A 20,461-nucleotide genomic window follows, 5' to 3' on the forward strand; every position below is an offset into this window, starting at 1 on the left:
GAAAGTAATGATGTTTGATAATGCATAAACTGCACACCACCAAATGCTTCGTATCATCGCATGCCCGTCATGGAAACGACGGAGCCCTGCATTTGGAATGGAGACATCCAGGCCTGAAGCGGCAGGTGCCCCGCCGACACCCCTAACCCACGGTTGCATTGACTCGCAACGCGAGGCCCCGTGCGTATTTTCTGAGCTCCGGGACAGCGGTGGCTTCCCAGAATTTAGCCTTCAGCATCGGCCCGACGTAACTCAGCCAATCGACACGCTCTCCATGCTGATCAAGGACAGAAAGAGACTCATCCACGCAGATCCCCAACCCCAGGCTATCCAGTTGAATCAGACCTTTGTGGCGCAGATGAACAATTAAACGATCATCGACCCGAGCAAGGTTCGAATTCGGCCCAGTGCAATTGATGACATGCGACACGTCCACTGGTTCTGCTGCTGTTCGCCCCCGCTTGCGAACATGAACCCGTAGACCGTCGGTTAACACTTCAATATTCTCAATCCTTCCAGCCATCGGTTTAAGCTGCCCTTGCTCTATCAAAGCCGAGAAAGCGGCGTATGAAGCAGGCGCGACTCGGTGACGGTGGGCGTCCCAGTACACTTGCAGATGGCGCAGGAAGCGTCGTCGCTCCACTTCACTCAGGCGCTCCCATAACTGCGCAGTAATCGGGCGCACAGCTGCAACAATATCCCGCCAGTCAATATCATCCGTGGCAGCAGTTTTAACCAATGAGCGCATCTGACGCAAATAACTCAGCACGGTCGCGGGAGAAGAAAGCAAAGTCTGAACCACATCTGCCGAGACTGTATCGACATGCCGTGAAGAGCGGTGCGGTAGCGGCTGCACACCTCGTCTCGAAAGCATATAGAGCGGCCCTTTATGCCCCTTCTGATCCAGAGTCAACGCGACATCCAATGCCGTCAGACCTGCGCCAAGCAACAGGACGGGTGCCTCGGGGTTAATCGGCACCTCGATTTCTCGCGACCAGGGATCCGCCAGGTAACGACCCGCCTGCTGTGCAATAGCAGTAACGGCCGGGTTGTATGGAGAAAAGTTTCCGAACGCAAGGATGACATGATCGGCAATTATTTCCCGGCCATCAGCGATACGGACGTATACCTTGCCGCCTTGTTCTTCAATGCTATGCGCTTCGGTGGTAAGCCGCTCAAAACAGACACCTTGACGACAACTACGCTCCGCATCCCGTAGGAGCTCCGTCAGGTATTCGCCGTAGAGCTTGCGCGGAACAAAAGAAGACGCCGAAGTGCCTGGTAACCGCGCTTCGCAAAACTTCAAAAAATGATCTGGCTGATCAGCCAGCGCCGACATATTACCTGCGGGTACGTTCAGTAAATGCCGAGAACTATTGGTTCCGTAAGCCAGCCCGCGTGCCATCTCACCGGAGCGATTGAGCAGCACCACACGAGTGCCGGCCGTGGCGACTTGCAACAGTTGAACAGCCGTTACCGCGCCACTGAAGCCTGCGCCTATGATTACCAAGGTCTTCAAGGTTCTATCCGCCCCACCAGGAAGTCCATGATTTTGGCAACAGAGGTGGATACATCTTCATCAAGTGTATTGATAGTGATATCCGGACTCACTGGGGCTTCATAGGAGGAGTCGATACCAGTGAAATTTTTAATCATTCCTGAACGCGCCTTGCCATACAGCCCCTTGGGGTCCCGCCGCTCACATTCGAGCAAAGGCGTACTGATGTAGACCTCAACGAAGAATTCATCACCAATAACCTTGCGAGCCAAGGCTCGATCAAGGCGAAACGGCGAGATAAACGCACTGACCACGATAAGGCCAGCATCAACCAATAACTTGGCAACTTCGGCGACTCGGCGGATGTTTTCCGTGCGATCATGATCATTGAAACCAAGATCATTGCATAGACCGAGGCGCATGTTGTCTCCGTCCAGCAAATACGTGTGACGATGATGCTCAAGCAAGGCCTGCTCCAGCGCATTGGCTATCGTCGACTTCCCGGCACCGCTAAGTCCGGTGAACCAAAGGACCACTGGGCGCTGCTGTTTGAGAGCGCTACGCTGCTCCCGATCAACGACCATCTGATGAGCGACAAGATTTTCCGTCATCGAAACCACACCGCAATTATATTCAAATTGGCTTAAATTCGGTTTTTCAACACCGACAGAAGCCGTGATCTGCCGTGCTTGAAACCGCGCTAAGAATTAAACGTGAAGGATAGACCCGGCGACCGCCTGCGCCAAGGAAAACCTCAATGCGAAAATAATAGCCGACATTGCTACATTGACGATTTCCATATCTGCAATAACTCTTCAACATAAACAGCAACAGATTTTGGAGGAGTGGAATTGGACGATAAATTCGCCAATAAACCTTCTTCTGAAACCAAACGTTTCAGAGCCCCCTGAAGCGCTTCGGCGCTTCCCGGCTCAAATAATAGCCCGTTCACCTCATGGATAACGGCATCAGCGATTCCCGGCACATTGGAAGCCACAACAGGGCAGCCGGCGGCCTGGGCCGAATAGACGACCAAAGGTGTATTTTCGTTCCAGACAGATGGCACAACCAGCGCGTCCAACTCACCCAGTACATTGAATATTTCTTTGTTGGCAAAAGTGCCGCAAAAAGTTACAGCCTCGCTTCCATCAGCCAATTGATGTAACCGCGCCGCGTAGTCAGGGAAGTCAGTTTCCTTACCGTAGATTTTCAGCTCTATATCGCGAGGGGAAAAATGGCGCAAAGACTCTAACAGCACATGACAGCCCTTGTGTGGCGCAAGAGTGCCAATGAACCCCAGCACCAACGACCGATTCCTGGGAGCTCGATCCCGCATCACTACCGGTTGCTCCAGATCGATGCCGTAGGAAGACCTGACCACAATGTCCTGCCGCACGCCATTGCGCGTCAATAGCTGCTCGATCACCGGGTTTGGTGCTACGACTCCCTGCAAAAGATTCAATCGCCAAACATTCCTGTGGAGCCGCGCGTTCAGCGCACGCACCTCATCTACAAGAGGTCCGGCTGGAATCCAATGCGACTGCACACTGCGCACCAGCATATCGCTGATAACATCCGGAACCATTGTCAGCAGCGGTCCGATTCGCTCCGGAAGCCGGCTGGCGGCAAAGTGTACGACACAGTTTCCCGCATCTTTACTTGGGCCTGCACATGTTCGCCCCCCGCACCGCAGCAGCTGGCCGGTAGGACAAATGCTCCAGAAATCAGTGGGTGTGTAGAACGCTGGAACACCGGCTTCGACCGCTTTCTCGATCAAACCGGTACCGAGACGATTGAGATGAAAAAAATGAACGACGTCCGGCTTGTACTCCTCCAGCAGGCGCCGGAAATAATCAGCAGCCAGATGGTTGTCGTAACCGATCTCGATTTTTGAGGTCTGATCTCCCATCGGTTCATATGAGTGCCGAAATCGGTCGACCAGAATGGCGTCGTGACGATATTGATCGAAACGCTCGTCATCAGCGAGCGTCTCTTCAGCAGGGTGGCCGGTGAATACTCTGACCTCATGCCCAAGAGATTTCAGCTCACGGGCAACGGACAGCGTCAACACCTCAGTACCCGCAGAGAACTCCGGAAAAAACTGATGGACTGTGAGGAGTATTTTCATTTGCAATCAGCGCTTTCAGCACGCGGACGGCAACTCACCAGACCACCTTCATTTCTGGTTTTCGTTCTTGGCCCACTCAAAAGTTCTGACTATACCTTCCTGCATTGACACCTTGGGCTCCCATCCCAACTCATCCCGTGCCAGATCGTTGCTCAAGACACTGACCGGCACGTCAAAAGGTCGTCCTGGCTTATAGTTTCTGGCAACCGGCTCACCGCTGACCTCTTCGATCATTGACATCAAGCTGTTCAGGCTGGTGCCGACTCCCGAGCTGATATTGAACACACTGACGTTACCCGAATATGTCAACGCTTTGGCAAATGCTTCTGCCACATCACTGACATGAAGGAAGTCGCGCTCAACACTACCATCACCCCAAACTTCGATTGGCAGTCCCTTCAATACGTTATGGATGAACACCCCGACCGCTCCCTGCGCCGTCTCCACGCGCTGACGTTCGCCATAGGGGTTGGCGACTCGAAGAACAACGGGCTTGATGCCATAGAGATGGTTGTACATCTGCAGATATTTCTCAATGGTCAGCTTGGTAATACCATAGGAAACTTCTGGGTCAGTGGGATGTTTTTCATCGATGGGCAGGTATTTAGGAGCACCATAGACCGTGCCACCGGAAGAAATAAATACAATCCGCCCCACCTTGTGGGCCACCATCGCATTGAGCAACTGCAAACTTGCGACCACATTGCTCTGCACATCGTAAACCGGATCTTCGTTCGAGCTTTTCGGTAGCGTGGTGGAGACCAGGTGAAAAACAGCATCAGCGCCTTCGACAGCTTTATTTATATCGCTGATCGATGACAGGTCACCTGTCATCCATTCGACACATTCATGAGGTAAAAACTTACGGTACTCAACTACCCGAGGTCTCTCGAAGACTCGAATCGAATGGCCATCCAACAACAAACGGTCAACTATAGTTGACCCGATAAAACCGCCGCCACCAAATACTGTAATCTTCATAAAGACTCTCGACTTACTTTTAAGTCATAAAAACAATTTACACAAACAGCTATTAAATTTTTAAAAAAATAACACAAAACATACAAAGCGTCAAGAAACCAACGCTTTCAACTTTCGCAAGATTTTTTTAAGCAGCGGTTTTTCAGATAAGTATTTCATCAGGGGATATTGGCGAAGTTGCGCAAATATTAACTGAAGAATGCCAGCCTTGATTGGTTCAACGGTTTGAGCTTCGTTTGTCAAGCAGTGTGTGGCGTAAAGATAGTCCAGATACGAAGTCAGACGCCGATTCTCTAACGCTGTCGTTGCCAGTTCTCGCGCTAGCCCAGAGGGTAGAAACGGCTTAGCTGACGCCGCTCTGTTGGCTTGAGCTTCATCCAGTATCTCAAGCCACTGACGGTTAGTCGCCGCCGCGGTATAATGCGCCTCGATCAGCTGCCGGCACTCTTGTGCCTTTCGCTCACGCATCGCAGCGTCAAGAGAGAGCGCACGCAATACATCGACATATCGGCCGACCTCATCTTCGCCGTGAGGGATCAGATATCCGGTTTCCTCTCCCACCAACTCATCCTGCCCACCGACGTCCGCTACAACAGGAACAACGCCTGCCGCCATCGACTCAAGAAGCGCGACCGAGATCCCCTCATATTCCGACGGCATCAACAGCACATCCGAAATCGCCAGCAACGAAAGCCACTCGTCATGCGGTTTCGCGCCCACTACATGGACTTCTGTAGCCAAATCGAACTGGCTGATCAAGCTCTCGAACGCCGGGCGCAACTCCCCTTCACCAATGATCAACGCATTGAAGCGAACGCCGGCCTGCTTCAGCGCATGGAGTATCTCGGCCAGTTTCAACGGGCGCTTCTGATTGCACATCCGACCCGCAAAAATGATCGTCAGCGCGTGTTCGTCGAGACCGAAACCACGTTGCATTTCAGCCCGCTGGTTTTTAGTGAGCGAAACAGGATGCGATTTGATTCCCGTATACATAACCCGGATCTTGCTGGCGTTCGCGTTACGTTGAACCATCCACTCGGACAAATGACGTGTACTGACCACATTCATGTCCAGCGCGTCCTGATAACCCACCCCAAATCGTGGATGCCCACCATTGAGCCAATGCATCTCCTCGGTGTGGCATAAATCGACAAACGTTGTGTTTGGTGCAGCTGTGCGCAGATACGGCAGAAGCTGGTAACCCAAGGTACTTCCGGCGACCAACACGGTATCAATGCGTCTGGAGTCTATGAGATATAACAAAAACCGTGGGAAATCAGATAGCGAGAGAAAATTGGGCAGTATAAAAATATCTGAAGTCAGCTCCGCGAAACGGTCCTGCCAGCGATGGTCTGCCTCAAGCGTGGCGCAAACCGTCACATCAGCCCCACCGGTGACAAGACCCTGTATCAGGTCGATATTCACCCGGTCAGCCCCGCCCTCCACCATCCACGGCAGGAGAAACATGACTCGCCTGCCGCGAGGATTGCAATTAAGGGGATTGCTGAACGCGACCCCCTCGGGCAGTGTTTCATAAGCCGACGGATAACGCCGCTGAGGGCTCGGAACCGGCTTGAGCGGCATCTCGGGCAAAGCATCGTTACCTTGTGGCAACGACACAGTGCCGCAACTTTGCAGGGACTCCGCAATGGTAAACCCCCAGTGACCCGCATCCGCCAGGCGGGCGAGCAACGATGTCGGCTCACGCCCATCAGGCAAGAGCGCTATGTCTTCAAACGCCTGCAGAAGTATAGGCGTGCGAGCAATAACGCCTCTAACCTTGGCATGTGGATTATCAAGATAATACTTGCCCTCACTTAAGTTATGTCGTACCTCTACGAGCCCCTCTTTTTTGATCGTGCCGAAGGAGTTGCAAAAAGCAAATTCCGGATTCGATTCGAGACACCAGATTCCTTTTTCAATAAAGGTCGGATCGAACTCCGTCGCCGCATCAGCCAGTACGATATATTCAGGTTCTTTCCAGATATCACCCGTGACAGCACATTCTTTGCGCCCCATCACCTGCACGCGCTTATCGGCGGTTATCGCTTGAAGAAAAGCAGCGCTCATTTGCTGCTTTTCACTTTCCTCAAGGCATATCAACCACTTCCAGGCCTGGAATGTCTGGCCGAGCAGTGAGCGGTATAGACTGAAAAAGTCTGTCAGAGCCGCATTCGAACAGCTGACAACAAGCACGTGGCCCTGCCGCCCCCCGTCGGAAAGCTCAGGACTTGGCTCATAACGTTTTGTCATTTCGCCCAGAGCGGAGACTGAAGAATAATCACGGTGCGCGGAGTTCAACATAACAAAATTACTTCCCTGAGCCGAAACGCGAAAGGCCTACCAATAATTTAAACTTCGACACACTATTAACGTCACGAAGTGCCAAGAATGGTTTCTCGACACAGGTATACGTCAGATGAGCGAGCGCATAAACACAAGCAATGAAAACCGGATAAACCAACCATGGATTAAGGTAAACACGCTCATACAGACCGTATCGATTAAGAACGCTTATCACCAATATAAAAGCGAAGATATGCCCCAGATAAATCGAATAGGAAATCAGGCTGGTGTATTTCACAAAATGGTTAATCACATTAGAACGCGATGCTCTCAAACTGAAAAAAGCGGGAATCAATGCTGCGAAAAAAATCGCCGAACAAGTGAAAAACAATGATTGTTCAAGCTTGCTGTTCGCCGTCCAGGGAAGCCCTTGCCGAGTCATCAAAATCAGCGCACCAGCAAATGCAAAGGGTACATACCAAAACCGCGCAAGGCGTTCGAAAACCGGGCGGTGCCACGTATATAGATAGGCGATCAACACGCCGAAACCGATGGCGTCCAATCGATACAGCACAACGTATCTCGCATCATCATATCGCAGCGACTCAATAGGCAGCTCGAATCGGGCTAAAAAAGGCACGACCATAAAGAGCGCGATAACGATCATTGCTGCGCGCCTGACGTTCGCTCCAAAGCCGATCATCAACAACATAACGAGCGGAAAGCAATAGTAAAACCACTCTTCAACCGCCAAGCTCCAGGACAAACGATAAAAATCCGTCATGTTCCAAGCGAAATTCTGCGCAAATACCAAGTAATGAAATTGCTCGGCAAACGTAGTTGCCCCCGCCCAGTCAAATCGCAGCGAAACAAAGAAGAAAAACAGGTAGAGCGGCAGTGTTCTCATCCAGCGCCGGTACCAGAACCCTGTAAGTCCGGCAATTTTCTGCTCACGCCAATTCGCCGCCTCTTTCAGCAGGATTCTGCCAATCAGAAAGCCACTCAGACAAAAGAACAAATCCACGCCGAAGGTTGCCAGAAACGCAAAGCCGGCCAATAGCGGATGAGGTGTCGAATGCCCCAGCATATGCCCGAACACAACGAGCAGGCAGGCGATGGTCCGACAGACATCCAGACCAAATGACCGATGAGCCTCGGAAGCAAAACCAGCCCCCTGAAGGTTATTCATCCAGTTTCACTTCTTTAGTCCACAGAATTTCACAACAGCGTCCTTCCGGTGCCCTGAACTGCCCGACTGCGACGCGCTTGACGTCGCTCGAGGAAATTTTTACGCGGTAATGACAGGAAGCCACACCTGCCTGATCACTGCTTTCAATCGGTGTCAGCGTCTTCAGGTTGAACTGTTGGTTTACAAACCCTTCAGGGCCGGCGCTCGTAGCATCCGTCGGATAAAGGTGCAAAAAAAACTCATCCCCCAACTTGTCGATGTTGCACGCTTTTACGCCCAGCGTGACTTCAGATGCCGTTACCGTCACATCGAGCCCTTTGGGAGGAGCGAGCTGCACTATCATTGGCGCGGACATCTCAGCCTTCTGGCCGACTTCCGACCAGCGAACCAGAGCCAGAACGCCGACCGCAATCAAGGTAAAAAAAACCACGCCGCTCACAATTTTCAGATCAACCTTCACACGCAGCCCCATAATTGCAGATCACTTCATATACGACAGTAGCCGGGGCTTCTTCGCTTTTCGAAGCCAAGCCGCCATGCCAAGGCTCGGCTGACTGGGAGGCAGAGCGTCCAATTACAACGCGCGGAGCTTGCGTACTACCTTGCCAGCAAAACGCCGCAACGGATTGCTGACAATCGGCTTAGGCGTTACCGGTAGGACGGCGGCCGGGTTAAAGAAATCCTCCTGCCCCGTGAGCGCAATGAAATCGAGATAAGTGAAGCCATGGATCGCTTCGATATCAGCCCGGTCTTCGGCATTGTTCATCAGTTGATACAGCAGCTCTACACCAAAAAGCCGAGTGCCCGGGCAACCGCCGATCTGAATCGCGAACATCGCCAGCAGATATCCGCTATTCGCGCCTTTTGGAGTTACCCACCTTTTACTCTCGGGGAACGCCTCGAGAATGTCAGCCAGTGGCATGCCAATATAATGTTTTTTCTGTAAATACCACTCCAGCCACATCCGCGCCCGCCTGTCCGGCCGATCACCGCTTTCGTTGGATTGGTCCGAAAAAATTCGGTGCAAGGTGAGCCGTTCCTGGACAACATGGATATCAGCGATCATCAACAATCGCGTCCACATCTCCGCGTCGTCGGTTTGCGCGTGCGCACTTCTGTACAAGCCAGCCTGTTCGTAGACAGATCGTCTGACCAAGGCACTTGGATGGCACAGTTGATTTTCATTAAAGAATAACGAACGTAACCAATCCGTCCTTGGTTTGTTCGGCTGGTTAAACCATTCAACGACAAGCGGGCGGTTATTTTCATCAATACACTGCACATGGGAAAACACCGCGCCCACGTTGGAGTTCGCCTCGAGAACTGCCACTTGCTTTTCCAGCTTGTCAGGCGCCCAATCGTCGTCAGAATGATGAATGGCAATATATTGACCGCTGCTTTCCAACTCGATAGCGCGGTTGATGTTATAGATATATCGACGCGTTCTATCATTCTGAATTTTAATGATGCGAGGATCATTATAACTTTCGATAACGCTCCAGGAATTATCCGGCGACACATCGTCAACAATGATCAATTCCCAATCGGTGAAAGTTTGATTGAGAACAGAGTCGATCGCCTGACCGATGTATTTTTCGTGATTATAAGACGTTAATACAACCGAAACCTTTGCCACTTTTATTCTCCTTTGCGCCCTTTAACGAGCTGCCCGGCTTTACGCAACCGGCTGACTAAACCAGTCTCGACAAAATGATGCACAGAAAGATATCGCTTATGCTTAAGGGCAAACGCCTCACGCTCGGAAATCAATGAAGCCACGTTCACTTTGAGCTTTTCCAGCTCGGCTCTTGACCATTCCAGCTGCTGATTGGTTTGCGCGAGATCGTTATTCGAACGTGAAAGCTCCGAATTGGACTTTGCCAGCTCAGTATTGGACCGCACCAGTTCACTGCCGGACTGTGCCAGCTCGGTAGCTGAACGAGCCAGCTCCGCCTTCAACTGCGCCAGCTCCGAATTTGCTTGTGCCATCACGGAATTTGTCTGAGCCAGGCTTGATTTCAATTGGACCAGCTCGGAACTTGCTTGCACCAGTTCGGACCTTAACCCTTCCGCCTCCAGCACGGAGTTTGCAAGCCTGGCCTCAAGCTGCACCCCATCCTCGCTACATGTGGCCAGTTCAGCATTCGATCGTTGGAGTTCGGAGTTTGAATGTGCAAGAGCAGCATTGGATTGTGCCAGTTCAACCTTCAACCGTTCCAGTTCTGCACGAGTCGCTTCGAAAGCTTGTGCCTCAGTTGCGCAGTAACCTTGAAGATCGACAAGTTCCGCTTCCTTCTCCTTGCAAAGAGCCATCCAGACTTCACGCTGCTCTGCCAGCCAATTCTTGTCCACCAACAAAGCAGAAAACTCGGCGTTGCAATGCTGGCGGATTTCAGTGATGCGCAAATGACGGCCACGTAAAAGCTGAATACCCTTCAGCGCCAGATCCAGATGCTCATCCGAGAAATTTACTTTGGCTGGGGGCAGTTCCAACGAGTAGCCATAGGCTTCAAAATCTTTCGCATAAAGCAGCTCAATCAGTTCCCTTGACCTTGGGCTGATAAATTCAGGCAGATATGGAATCAGGCTTTCGTTGGCTTTTGAAGTTGTGAAGGGATTGACATACGCGTCACCTAAATGAGTGCGCAACGCCTCATTTAGCTCAGTTGTATCTTCAATCTTCGAGACAAAAGTGTAAGGAAAAAGTTGGGGCTTAAGCAGATCATACTGTGGCGCCCAATGCCAATCTTTGAAATCGTCTTTTTCATTAGTATTCAGGTACTCAAGAAAGCACTCGAACGCCCCTGCCACATCGCTCTTTGTTTCAATCGGGTACTCAACAAATGCCTGCCCTAAATAGGGTTCGATCTGATAAGGCTCACGCAGTAGTATCTTCGACTGCCAAGCGGAAAAAAGCCGTTTGTACGGATTTCTTACCAGAGCAAAGATGAGGAAACCACCCTTCTTGATTTCTTCCAGTTGTTCCGGTGAATGCACGCACAGATGCGGTGCAGCAACGCGCAGAGAGTCATGGATGACCAGCTCAGGATCAGTTTCGGAACTGGTTTTGAGGTTACGAACAGCCTCCGCGACACCTTCCAGCTCAGCGAACCACCACTTCAGAGAGGTGCACGCCACTTTCGGGGTGGCTACGTAGAATAATTGCCGTTCGTGTGAAACACAGCTGTTCCATGTAAGAAAATCCAGCAGACTCTGGTCATCGTTACTCGTCATTACCGTCCTCTCAGGCTTATTGTTTTTTCTTAAGAACGGAAACCTTGCCCACGTTGATGCACTCTTCGTACATCTGCGTCGCGAGCAGCTCATCGATCAGAATACGCGGCCCCAGGTTTGGATCCGATGCATCGTCAAAAGCGATACATGCACCTTCAGCAACGTGCGGTAGCCAGCATTCGAAATCCCGCTTCACTCCTTCATAGCTGTGATCGCCATCAATCCACAACAGGCCAACCGGCTCGTTCCACTTTGGTACGATCATTTCGCTGCTCATATTGATCAACGAGACAATCTCGCTGCATTCGGTGATCAACATGGTTTTGTAGAACTCGGTGCGGTCCTTGGGACCAAAGACGCCACCCAGCACGCCAATGAAAGGCTTGTGCGGATCGACCGCAAAGACCGGTGCGTTGTGACCCGCCAAAGAACCTCGACCAAGAAATACCGTAGATCGACCACGGTATGACCCCACCTCCACAATGCATCCGGACTGGACCTGGCCTGCCAATACATACAGAACCAGACCCTCCTCAAGACTGATCATGCCATCGGTGAGTTTATGAAAGGTGTGAATCTCCCTGAGTTGATCCGCAGGAATACAGTCAGAGTAATTCAATTGCTGGTTCATTATTTGAGGCATCCATATAACCGAAAGATCTTGCGCCGCGATCCGAAACGAGACGGAACATGAGCGCATCGAGAATTCTGTGGCACAAAGTCGGTTCATGCTCCGACCACACGCCTCCGCCGACGAAGTATACGCCCGGCAACATGACCATCTTGAAACTGAAGGTGACTTTGAACGCTCGGTCCGCACTGTCGAAGTCAAAATATTTGCCTTCGTCAGGAAAGCGTTGACCGGTCACTACCACACCAGAAACCGTGCGTACGTGAGTTGCAAAAAACACGCGTGACACCGATTCTTTCAATTCGCCGGTCATGACGATATCGTAGTCCGCACCGGCCTTCAGAACATTGCAGCGCCGACCTTGCTTGTCGAAAATCTCGAAAGTGTCGATCCGAGCACCTTGCTCCGGATAGATTGTTGTGGACTCGGGAACCATACCCGGATCGAAATACTGGTCCTCAGGGGCTTTATCTTCGACACCATCGGTTTTTATTGCTTCGCCAGCCTCGATCGCAACTTTCTCGCTGCCAATCTGGCGAAACTCCTCAATCAACCTCGGTTGTTCATCCGCAGGGGCATAGATCAGTTTTTGATACGCCCGGACCACACTCATCGGCGACCCCGTACAGATTCGCTCGCCGCGCTCCATCAGGATCGCCCGGTCGCAGAGCTCTACAACCTGAGGCCCTGAGTGAGACACAAACAGGATTGAGGTGCCTTTTGCCTTCAACTCGTCAAGCCGAGCGAAGCACTTTCGCTGGAAGCGCTCATCGCCTACAGCCAACGCTTCGTCGACGATAAGGATATCGGGGTCCACCATTGCCTGAACCGCAAAGGCCAGGCGAACGATCATGCCGCTCGAATAGGTCTTGACTGGCTGATGAATGAATTCGCCAATATCAGCAAAAGCCGCGATGTCGTCATAACGCTCATCAACTTCTGCGCGGCTGAGGCCCAAAATCGCAGCGTTCATATAAACGTTTTCGTGCCCGGTGAACTCGGGGTTGAATCCCGACCCCAATTCCAGCAGAGCCCCGATACGCCCCACCGTTTGCACGTTGCCGGCACTCTGGTTCAGCGTGCCGCAAATAACCTGAAGCAGCGTGGACTTACCACTGCCGTTACGCCCGACAATCCCGACAGTTTCGCCTCGTTTAATGTCGAACGAAACGTTCCGCAGAGCCCAGAACTCGTGGTAGTACTGCTTGCGCTGGCCGGCAAGCATCTGCGCCAATCGATCTCGTGGCTTATCGTAGATGTGATAGCACTTGCTAACATCTTGCAGTTGAATCGCAATTTCAGAGGACATCAGCAAACCCCTTTCTGGTCTTCTGGAAAAATGCAAAACCCAGGCATGCGACTGTTATTCCAACGCAGGAATAAATTCCGAGCGTTTGCCAATCCGGTTGTTGCCCAAAAAACAGGACACTTCTAACGTTTTCAACAGCGGCGGTCAGCGGGTTAAGTTGCAACAAGTGCCTGTACTCCTCGGGCACAGCCGTGGCAGGATAAAAAATAGGCGCCAGAAACATTAAGCCGCTCGTGACCAGACCGATGAAATGTGCGACGTCACGCATAAAGACGCCCAGCGAAGCCAAGCCCCAGGACAAACCGAGAATGATCAGTAGCAAGGGTGCAATGACCACGGGAAGATAGAGCATCGTTATCGGCGGCATGCCAAATACCACGCTGTACGCCACGCTCCATACGATCAAGCTGACCAGAGCGTGGAACAAGGAGGCGCCAACGATTACGCAAGGCAGTATCTCCAGAGGGAAGACAACTTTTTTAACGTAATTAGCATTTGAAATAATCAGGTTGGGGGCGCGAGTTACACATTCCGAAAACAGGTTAAAGACCATTAATCCGGCGAACAGAACCAATGCGAACTCCGACTTTGAATCGCCGGCGCCCGTCCAGCGGGAATTGAAGATGAAACTGAATACAAACGTGTAGATGGAGAGCATCACGATCGGATTGAAAAACGACCAGAGGATACCCATGAAGGAGCCCCGATAACGACCGATGACCTCCCGTTTGATCAATGCAGTGATCAACGCCCGATTACGCCAGACGCTGGTAAACATGACACTGGGCGAAGCGGAAAAAATCTGCATCAGCCAGAAACCTCATTAATACCCATAACCGTATTCTCTCGATACATCATTGTTCAAACCCCTCTTGAAATAACAGCGATCAGCAACCCCAAGTTGCCCATTAGAGTCTGGCGGTAGATACCCGAACGCCAGATCCCAAATAGACGACCAGGCAGATTTCGCTTCCGGGCAATCTTGAATCGCTGCAACACTTCTCGATTTTGCGGTGCTAGAAGAAACTCTACGCTCTCCAGATTTTCGATGTTCTGATCTATCCAGCGCCTCAGCCGACCCTGAAATAATTTCCGGATGCGTATGACTGTTGACCCGAACCCCCTACTGGCACCGATCGAGTTCGCCTCATGCTGGCGATAAAAAAGGTGCGGGGCTTCGTCGAAATGGAATACCCCGCCAGCTCCAGTCACGAGCAGATAGGCCCACCAGTCGTGAGCTACGATGTTGAGATGAGCAGTAGAGCGCAAGATTTCACACGCCGCACGATTAAAAACCATCGTATTGCCAGCCGCGATGTTCTGCACCAAAGCATTGGAGAATCCAAAAGCGCGAGAGTATCGCGGCGTAACCCCGATGGTCACTCCATCCTCGTTGACCAAGGTTGTTCGTGCGGCATACAGCGCGGGAACGTCGGCGGGCACTTGACGTAACCACGTCAATGCCGCTGTCAACTTGTCACAAGCCCATACATCGTCCTGATCCGACCACGCAAAGAAATCAGCATTAATTTCTTTTTTACAGGTCACCGACATGAAGTTGCTGGCGAAACCGGTCCGAGGGCCGGAAAACACCGTTACCTTTTCGCTACCCAGCCGCGCTTGAAAGGCGTCAAGAATACTTAGCGTCGAGTCCGTCGAACCGTCATCCGATACGTACAGCCGCCACCGTACATGGTCTTGCTGCTCAATCGAGGCTAATTGTTCGGATAGAAATCGCTCACCATTGAAAGAGCACATCAATATCGCGACAGACTCGCTCTTCTCCAGCGCATCGACGGAGTCGAAATCCAGGCCGGAGTTCGTGGAATGCGCTGACAAGGGGCTTGACACTGTATGCTCCACTGCAATTAAACGCTGGTCGGGAGGCCCCACCACTTCCTGAAACGCCTCACGCTTTTACCGGCTCCATTCGCTTCCTTTACGAAGCGAGTGATTATAAAGAGATTTCATGGCCGATGGTCAGGCTTCGAGCAGGCCGGAACCACCAATATGTCCATTCGACGGCTGGTCATCGTTTCTTCCCGGCGACCGCCGTCAGGCAGCACACGAAAAAGAAAAGAAATTTGTCACGCGGGCGGCGGCGACACTGCTTTCCCTGTATCGAAAGCAATAGCAGATCGCGCCGTCTCAATTTCAACCAGCGCTTGACGAACGGCGCTTCATCCACCCCAACAAGCAAAGCGATGGTTCTTACTTGCTTGAACCACCAGCCCTTGTGAATGGTGCTGTAGCGCTGACACAACGACGACAAGCCAGTATTCGCACCCATCTGATTATTTCCGTGCTGCCGGTACAGCATGCTGGAGCGCCGATCAATGAACCATTTGAATCCGCGACTACGAGCAAAGGCATAACAATACCAGTCGTGCAGACTGACTTGCTGCAATGGCTCCCAAACACGACTGACTTCCTGCCTCAGCGACATCGCCAGCGTACCGCTTAGCACGTAGGTGCAACCGGGACCCGCTGCCTCGAACAAAAAATCCCAAGCGACCTGCGGCTGACTTTTGTCCAGCAGGATCTTTTTTCCATTCGGCCAAAACGCCGTGACATTACTCGAATAGGCGTCTACGCCCTGCAAGGCCAGCTCCTGAGTCGCGCGCAAAAGCTTGTCGGGGTGCCAGATATCATCCTGATCGGCAAACGCCACAGCATCGTAGCCTTGCGTATCCACGTCACGAATCAGACGGAAAAAATTTCGAGCTGCCCCCCCAAACCGTCCAGCCGGAGGCAAAAGAATCACGCGACTGTCGGCAGCTGCAAACGCCTCGCACCAGGCTTCGGTCCCGTCATCGGACGGGTCCACACTGATATAAATAGTGATATCGACGGACAGCTGCTCAAGGATCGAGGCAATCTGCTCCTCGATCCATTGCATACCATTATAGGCAGCCAGCAATACTGCGATCTTGGGAGGTTCTACTGGCATGCCACTCCTGCTTGCGGCGGTTGAACGCACCAAATGGGAAACCCTGGACATTCAGCTCAGCGGGAAGGTGCATCCAGCAACTTCTGCAGATATTGACCGTAACCGGTCTTCTTCAGGGCCTGCGCCTGAGAAGCCAGTTGTTCGGCGGTGATCCAGCCATTTGTAAATGCAATTTCTTCCAGGCACGCCACTTTCAAACCTTGGCGCTGCTCGATGGTGTGGACGAAGTGACTGGCTTCCAGCAATGAGTCATGCGTGCCAGTATCCAGCCAGGCGAAGCCACGGCCCAACATCTCGACGTTAAGCGACTTCTGATCGAGATAAGCGCTGTTCACATCGGTGATTTCCAACTCGCCGCGCTCCGACGGTTTGATGTTCTTGGCGATTTCCACAACCTGATTGTCGTAGAAATACAGACCGGTTACCGCGTAGTTGGACTTTGGTTTCAGCGGTTTCTCTTCAATGCTCAGCGCACGACCCGTAGAGTCGAACTCGACAACGCCAAAACGTTCCGGATCTGATACGTGGTAGCCGAATACCGTAGCGCCGTGCTGCTGCGAACTGGCAGAACGCAGATTGTCCGAGAAGTGCTGCCCGTAGAAGATATTGTCGCCCAGGATCAGACAGCAAGGGTCTTTGCCAATGAACTCTTCACCAATGATGAACGCTTGCGCCAGACCATCCGGGCTTGGCTGCTCGGCATAGGTCAGCTGTATGCCGTAGACGCTGCCATCACCCAACAATTTTTTGAAGCAAGGCAGATCTTCCGGCGTGGAAATAATCAGTATTTCGCGCATACCGGCAAGCATGAGAACCGACAGCGGGTAAAAAATCATCGGCTTGTCATAAATCGGCAGCATCTGTTTAGACACGCCCAAGGTCAGCGGATGAAGACGAGTACCGGAGCCGCCTGCGAGGATGATGCCTTTACGATTTAGAGTGGTCATTTGTTCAGAACTTCCCTAAGCATTCGAATTACACCACTTTGCCAATCCGGCAAGTGTAGAGAAAAATTATCGCGCAACTTCTGAGTATTCAGGCGCGAATTCAATGGCCGACGTGCCGCCGTTGGATAGGCCGCCGCTTCGATAGGCTCTACTTCCTGTACAGAAAGCGGCTCACCATAGGCCCCGGCAGAGTCCACCACCTGACGTGCGTAGCCGTACCAGGAAACCTCACCGCCAGCTGCCAAATGGTACAGGCCTGACAGCTCCGGGCGACGGAGCGCTTGCTCCAACGCCAAGGCAGTTACATCCGCTATCAGATCCGCACCGGTAGGGGCGCCGATCTGATCGACGATCACGCTAAGCTTCTGTCGCTCTTTGGCTAGACGAAGCATGGTCTTGGCAAAATTATTTCCCCGACTGCCATACACCCAACTGGTTCGGAAGAGCAGATATTTACAGCCAGAGGCCTGCACTGCCTGCTCTCCCGCCAGCTTGCTCTGGCCATAACGATTCAGAGGCTGGACTGCGTCTTCTTCTCGCCAAGGTGTGGTCCCGTGACCATCAAAGACATAGTCAGTCGAATAATGAATGAGCCATGCACCGGACAATCGTGCTTCTTCGGCAAGCACCTGAACTGCTTGCGCATTCACGAGGTGAGCCAATTCGAATTCTGTTTCGGCGTGATCGACGGAATTGTAGGCGGCTGCATTGACGATCACATCAGGCTTGAGCTTGCGAATCGTATCGCGCAAAGCGCCGAGATCGGTCAAATCCCCACACAGTCCATCAGCACCGTGGCGACCCAGTGCAATCAATTCGCCAAGAAGCCTTAGGGAGCGTTGTAGCTCCCAGCCCACCTGACCATCCTTACCTAACAGAAGGATTTTCATGCTTAGTTCGAGCGATCCGCGTAGTTCTGATCAATCCACTGCTGATACGCGCCGCTCTTGACGTGGGCAACCCATTCAGTGTTATTCAGATACCACTCAACAGTCTTGCGAATGCCCGTCTCGAAGGTTTCTTCCGGCGTCCACCCCAGCTCACGCTGGATCTTGCTCGCGTCGATTGCATAACGCACATCATGACCTGGACGATCCTGAACATAAGTAATCAAGCTGGCATGCGGACGGTGCGCGGAATCTGGACGCAACTCATCGAGCAACGCACACAGTGTGTGTACCACTTCGATGTTCTGCTTCTCGTTGTGGCCGCCAATGTTGTAAGTCTCACCAATGACGCCTTCGGTGACCACTTTGTACAGCGCACGAGCGTGATCTTCGACATACAACCAGTCACGAACCTGGTTACCTTTGCCATACACCGGCAGCGGTTTGCCTTCCAGCGCATTAAGAATGATCAGCGGGATCAATTTTTCCGGGAAATGGCACGGGCCATAGTTGTTCGAGCAGTTGGTAACCAGCGTCGGCAGGCCATAAGTGCGCGCCCAGGCACGAACCAAGTGGTCGGAACTGGCTTTGCTGGCTGAATATGGCGAGCTTGGCTGATACGGCGTGGTTTCGGTGAAGAGGTCTTCCGGACCTTCGAGGTCTCCGTAAACTTCGTCAGTCGAAATGTGGTGAAAGCGGAAATTGGCTTTACGCGCGTCGTCCAGCGCAGCCCAGTAATGGCGAGCAGCTTCGAGCAGTGTGTAAGTGCCAATGATGTTGGTCTGGATGAACTCGGACGGGCCTGAGATAGAGCGATCTACGTGAGATTCTGCGGCCAGGTGCATGATTGCATCCGGTTGGTGTTCACGCAGGACACGGTCAATCTGATCACGATCACAGATATCGACGCGCTCGAAAGCGTAACGCGAATTCTGGCTGACCTCTGCCAGGGACTCCAGATTGCCAGCGTACGTTAGCTTATCGACGTTAACGACAGCATCGGAAGTGTTAGAGATGATGTGACGGATCACTGCCGAGCCAATAAAGCCGGCGCCGCCGGTAACTAGAATTTTCACGCGAAACGATACCCTTGAGCTGCGGACAGCGCTGCCGTTGAGCGCCGTCTAATCCATGAATGCAGACGCCACTCGCTGTTGGCATCCGTCAGAGTCAGTCTGAATCGACATGCACCAAGGCACAATCGAACAAGGGCTGCATTTTACAGCTTAATGATCGTTTTACTATTGGATAAAGACAGGCTGATGCGCAATTTCGACAGATGCCCTGCACCTGTCGTTTTCAGACCAGTCGCTTGCGCGCCGCTCTGGACGAGCGTCCCAGAAACCAGCCTAGCAGCGGCCCAATCAACATGCCGATAAGCAACGCCAACACCACGACCAGTGACACTGGCAACTGCGGCCCGGAAAAACCCAGAAACAAAAGCGCGACCGATTGCTGGTTCTCCAGCACGAACGCCAGGACAACCAGAACCATTAGTAGAAGAAATACGCCAAGCAGTATGCGTTTCAAGTTACGCATTCAGGTCTCCCTGGATTTGAATAGCGAAGATCACGCGCCCTCCTCCTCTTCTTCGTTCACCCGGTCGCGCAATTCCTTGCCCGGCTTGAAATGCGGAACGAATTTACCGTCCAGACTGACCGACTGGCCGGTCTTGGGATTGCGGCCGACACGTGGCGCGCGGTAGTGCAGGGAGAAGCTGCCAAATCCACGGATCTCGATGCGATCACCGGTGGCGAGGCACTGAGACATTTGTTCAAGCATGGTCTTGATGGCCAACTCCACATCCTTGGATGAGAGTAGCCCTTGATGGGTGACAATTCGTTCGATCAACTCCGACTTCGTCATATTTTTCCCTTCTTTTTCAAGCAGCTAGATCAGCGCTTGAAAGGTTTTAGCATGCCCGGAAGATTTTGAACAGCCCAGGGATTGACTTATCTTTGCCAGCGTCAAAACGCCCATTTTCAGGGCATCAAATCGATGCCGGGCGGCAGTCACGCACTTAACGACAGATCACCAACATGGTCCTGGTCAGGTAACCTGCCGGGTTGAACCCAAACGGATATTCATCTTCATCCTTGGCATCGTCTGACCGCGTGACGACCTTGTAGCCCGCCCCCTTGCACTCCTTCGCAGCGCGCTTGTGGCACTTCTCCCAGCCAGAACCCAGCCCGGAGCAGTCGACCTCGATACCGCTTACACCACGCACGGCATGGGTCTTTGCACTGGTCGTGCAACCCGCCAATGCCAATATCGCTGCAACGACAATCAACTTGTTCATCCACTTCCTTATGCCAGGTCAAGCCCGACGCTTACACGCTTAGACGAAGCTTAGTCGCGAATAGGCGATTGATCCGATTAAAGAAACAGACCCGCAAGCGAAGCGATTGGTTTCACGGCCAA

At 52.3% G+C, this 20,461-nt stretch carries 20 protein-coding genes; all 20 read right to left on the reverse strand.

What is annotated here, in order from left to right:
* Window positions 1–142: 142 nt before the first annotated feature.
* The 20 genes from HU739_RS20865 to HU739_RS20960 all read right to left on the reverse strand — a co-directional run bounded on the left by HU739_RS20865 (window position 143) and on the right by HU739_RS20960 (window position 20,339).
* Entirely contained in the window at window positions 143–1,519 is a 1,377-nt protein-coding gene (locus tag HU739_RS20865) for an FAD/NAD(P)-binding protein (protein WP_186547058.1), read from the reverse strand.
* On the reverse strand, window positions 1,516–2,109 hold the full coding sequence (gene cysC, locus HU739_RS20870; RefSeq protein ID WP_186547057.1) for an adenylyl-sulfate kinase: 594 nt from the start codon (window positions 2,107–2,109) through the stop codon (window positions 1,516–1,518). The genes HU739_RS20865 and cysC overlap by 4 nt, the downstream gene beginning before the upstream one ends.
* Before the next feature lie 170 nt (window positions 2,110–2,279).
* Window positions 2,280–3,626 (reverse strand): glycosyltransferase, encoded by a 1,347-nt coding sequence (locus HU739_RS20875; RefSeq protein ID WP_186547056.1) that lies wholly within the window; start codon window positions 3,624–3,626, stop codon window positions 2,280–2,282.
* 48 nt (window positions 3,627–3,674) lie between these two features.
* Window positions 3,675–4,607, reverse strand: a complete 933-nt coding sequence (locus HU739_RS20880; protein ID WP_186547055.1) for an NAD-dependent epimerase/dehydratase family protein — start codon at window positions 4,605–4,607, stop codon at window positions 3,675–3,677.
* Between the two features lie 90 nt (window positions 4,608–4,697).
* The gene (locus HU739_RS20885) at window positions 4,698–6,911 is read right to left on the reverse strand and encodes a glycosyltransferase family 4 protein (RefSeq protein ID WP_225922757.1); all 2,214 of its coding nucleotides are present in this window, start codon (window positions 6,909–6,911) and stop codon (window positions 4,698–4,700) included.
* Between the two features lie 7 nt (window positions 6,912–6,918).
* The gene (locus HU739_RS20890) at window positions 6,919–8,082 is read right to left on the reverse strand and encodes an acyltransferase family protein (protein ID WP_186547054.1); all 1,164 of its coding nucleotides are present in this window, start codon (window positions 8,080–8,082) and stop codon (window positions 6,919–6,921) included.
* Window positions 8,075–8,542, reverse strand: coding sequence for a hypothetical protein (locus HU739_RS20895; protein WP_225922760.1), 468 nt, complete (start codon window positions 8,540–8,542; stop codon window positions 8,075–8,077). The genes HU739_RS20890 and HU739_RS20895 overlap by 8 nt, the downstream gene beginning before the upstream one ends.
* A 114-nt stretch (window positions 8,543–8,656) precedes the next feature.
* Entirely contained in the window at window positions 8,657–9,718 is a 1,062-nt protein-coding gene (locus HU739_RS20900; RefSeq protein WP_186547053.1) for a glycosyltransferase family 2 protein, read from the reverse strand.
* A 2-nt stretch (window positions 9,719–9,720) separates the two neighbouring features.
* Entirely contained in the window at window positions 9,721–11,316 is a 1,596-nt protein-coding gene (locus tag HU739_RS20905) for a sulfotransferase family protein (RefSeq protein ID WP_186547052.1), read from the reverse strand.
* Window positions 11,317–11,332: 16 nt separating this feature from the next.
* On the reverse strand, window positions 11,333–11,947 hold the full coding sequence (locus HU739_RS20910) for a class I SAM-dependent methyltransferase (protein ID WP_186547051.1): 615 nt from the start codon (window positions 11,945–11,947) through the stop codon (window positions 11,333–11,335).
* Complete coding sequence (locus tag HU739_RS20915) at window positions 11,922–13,256, reverse strand: ABC transporter ATP-binding protein (protein WP_186547050.1); 1,335 nt, start codon at window positions 13,254–13,256, stop codon at window positions 11,922–11,924. The genes HU739_RS20910 and HU739_RS20915 overlap by 26 nt, the downstream gene beginning before the upstream one ends.
* Window positions 13,246–14,064 (reverse strand): ABC transporter permease, encoded by an 819-nt coding sequence (locus HU739_RS20920; protein WP_186547049.1) that lies wholly within the window; start codon window positions 14,062–14,064, stop codon window positions 13,246–13,248. Before HU739_RS20920 ends, HU739_RS20915 begins: the two co-directional genes overlap by 11 nt.
* Window positions 14,065–14,117: 53 nt before the next feature.
* Window positions 14,118–15,107, reverse strand: a complete 990-nt coding sequence (locus HU739_RS20925; RefSeq protein WP_186547048.1) for a glycosyltransferase family 2 protein — start codon at window positions 15,105–15,107, stop codon at window positions 14,118–14,120.
* Window positions 15,108–15,285: 178 nt separating this feature from the next.
* On the reverse strand, window positions 15,286–16,206 hold the full coding sequence (locus tag HU739_RS20930; protein WP_186547047.1) for a glycosyltransferase: 921 nt from the start codon (window positions 16,204–16,206) through the stop codon (window positions 15,286–15,288).
* 56 nt (window positions 16,207–16,262) lie between these two features.
* A complete protein-coding gene (rfbA, locus tag HU739_RS20935; RefSeq protein WP_186547046.1) occupies window positions 16,263–17,153 on the reverse strand; it encodes a glucose-1-phosphate thymidylyltransferase RfbA in 891 nt (296 codons plus the stop codon).
* Window positions 17,150–18,043: a dTDP-4-dehydrorhamnose reductase gene (rfbD, locus tag HU739_RS20940; protein ID WP_186547045.1), complete on the reverse strand. Its 894-nt coding sequence runs from the start codon at window positions 18,041–18,043 to the stop codon at window positions 17,150–17,152. The genes rfbA and rfbD overlap by 4 nt, the downstream gene beginning before the upstream one ends.
* Window positions 18,044–18,045: 2 nt before the next feature.
* The gene (rfbB, locus tag HU739_RS20945) at window positions 18,046–19,116 is read right to left on the reverse strand and encodes a dTDP-glucose 4,6-dehydratase (protein WP_186547044.1); all 1,071 of its coding nucleotides are present in this window, start codon (window positions 19,114–19,116) and stop codon (window positions 18,046–18,048) included.
* A 223-nt stretch (window positions 19,117–19,339) separates the two neighbouring features.
* A complete protein-coding gene (locus tag HU739_RS20950; protein WP_186547043.1) occupies window positions 19,340–19,579 on the reverse strand; it encodes a lipopolysaccharide assembly protein LapA domain-containing protein in 240 nt (79 codons plus the stop codon).
* Window positions 19,580–19,609: 30 nt separating this feature from the next.
* A complete protein-coding gene (gene ihfB, locus HU739_RS20955) occupies window positions 19,610–19,906 on the reverse strand; it encodes an integration host factor subunit beta (protein ID WP_007950920.1) in 297 nt (98 codons plus the stop codon).
* A gap of 154 nt (window positions 19,907–20,060) precedes the next feature.
* Window positions 20,061–20,339 (reverse strand): hypothetical protein, encoded by a 279-nt coding sequence (locus tag HU739_RS20960; protein WP_186547042.1) that lies wholly within the window; start codon window positions 20,337–20,339, stop codon window positions 20,061–20,063.
* Window positions 20,340–20,461: the final 122 nt, after the last annotated feature.

The organism is Pseudomonas hamedanensis (assembly GCF_014268595.2).
Classification (GTDB): Bacteria; Pseudomonadota; Gammaproteobacteria; order Pseudomonadales; family Pseudomonadaceae; genus Aquipseudomonas; species Aquipseudomonas hamedanensis.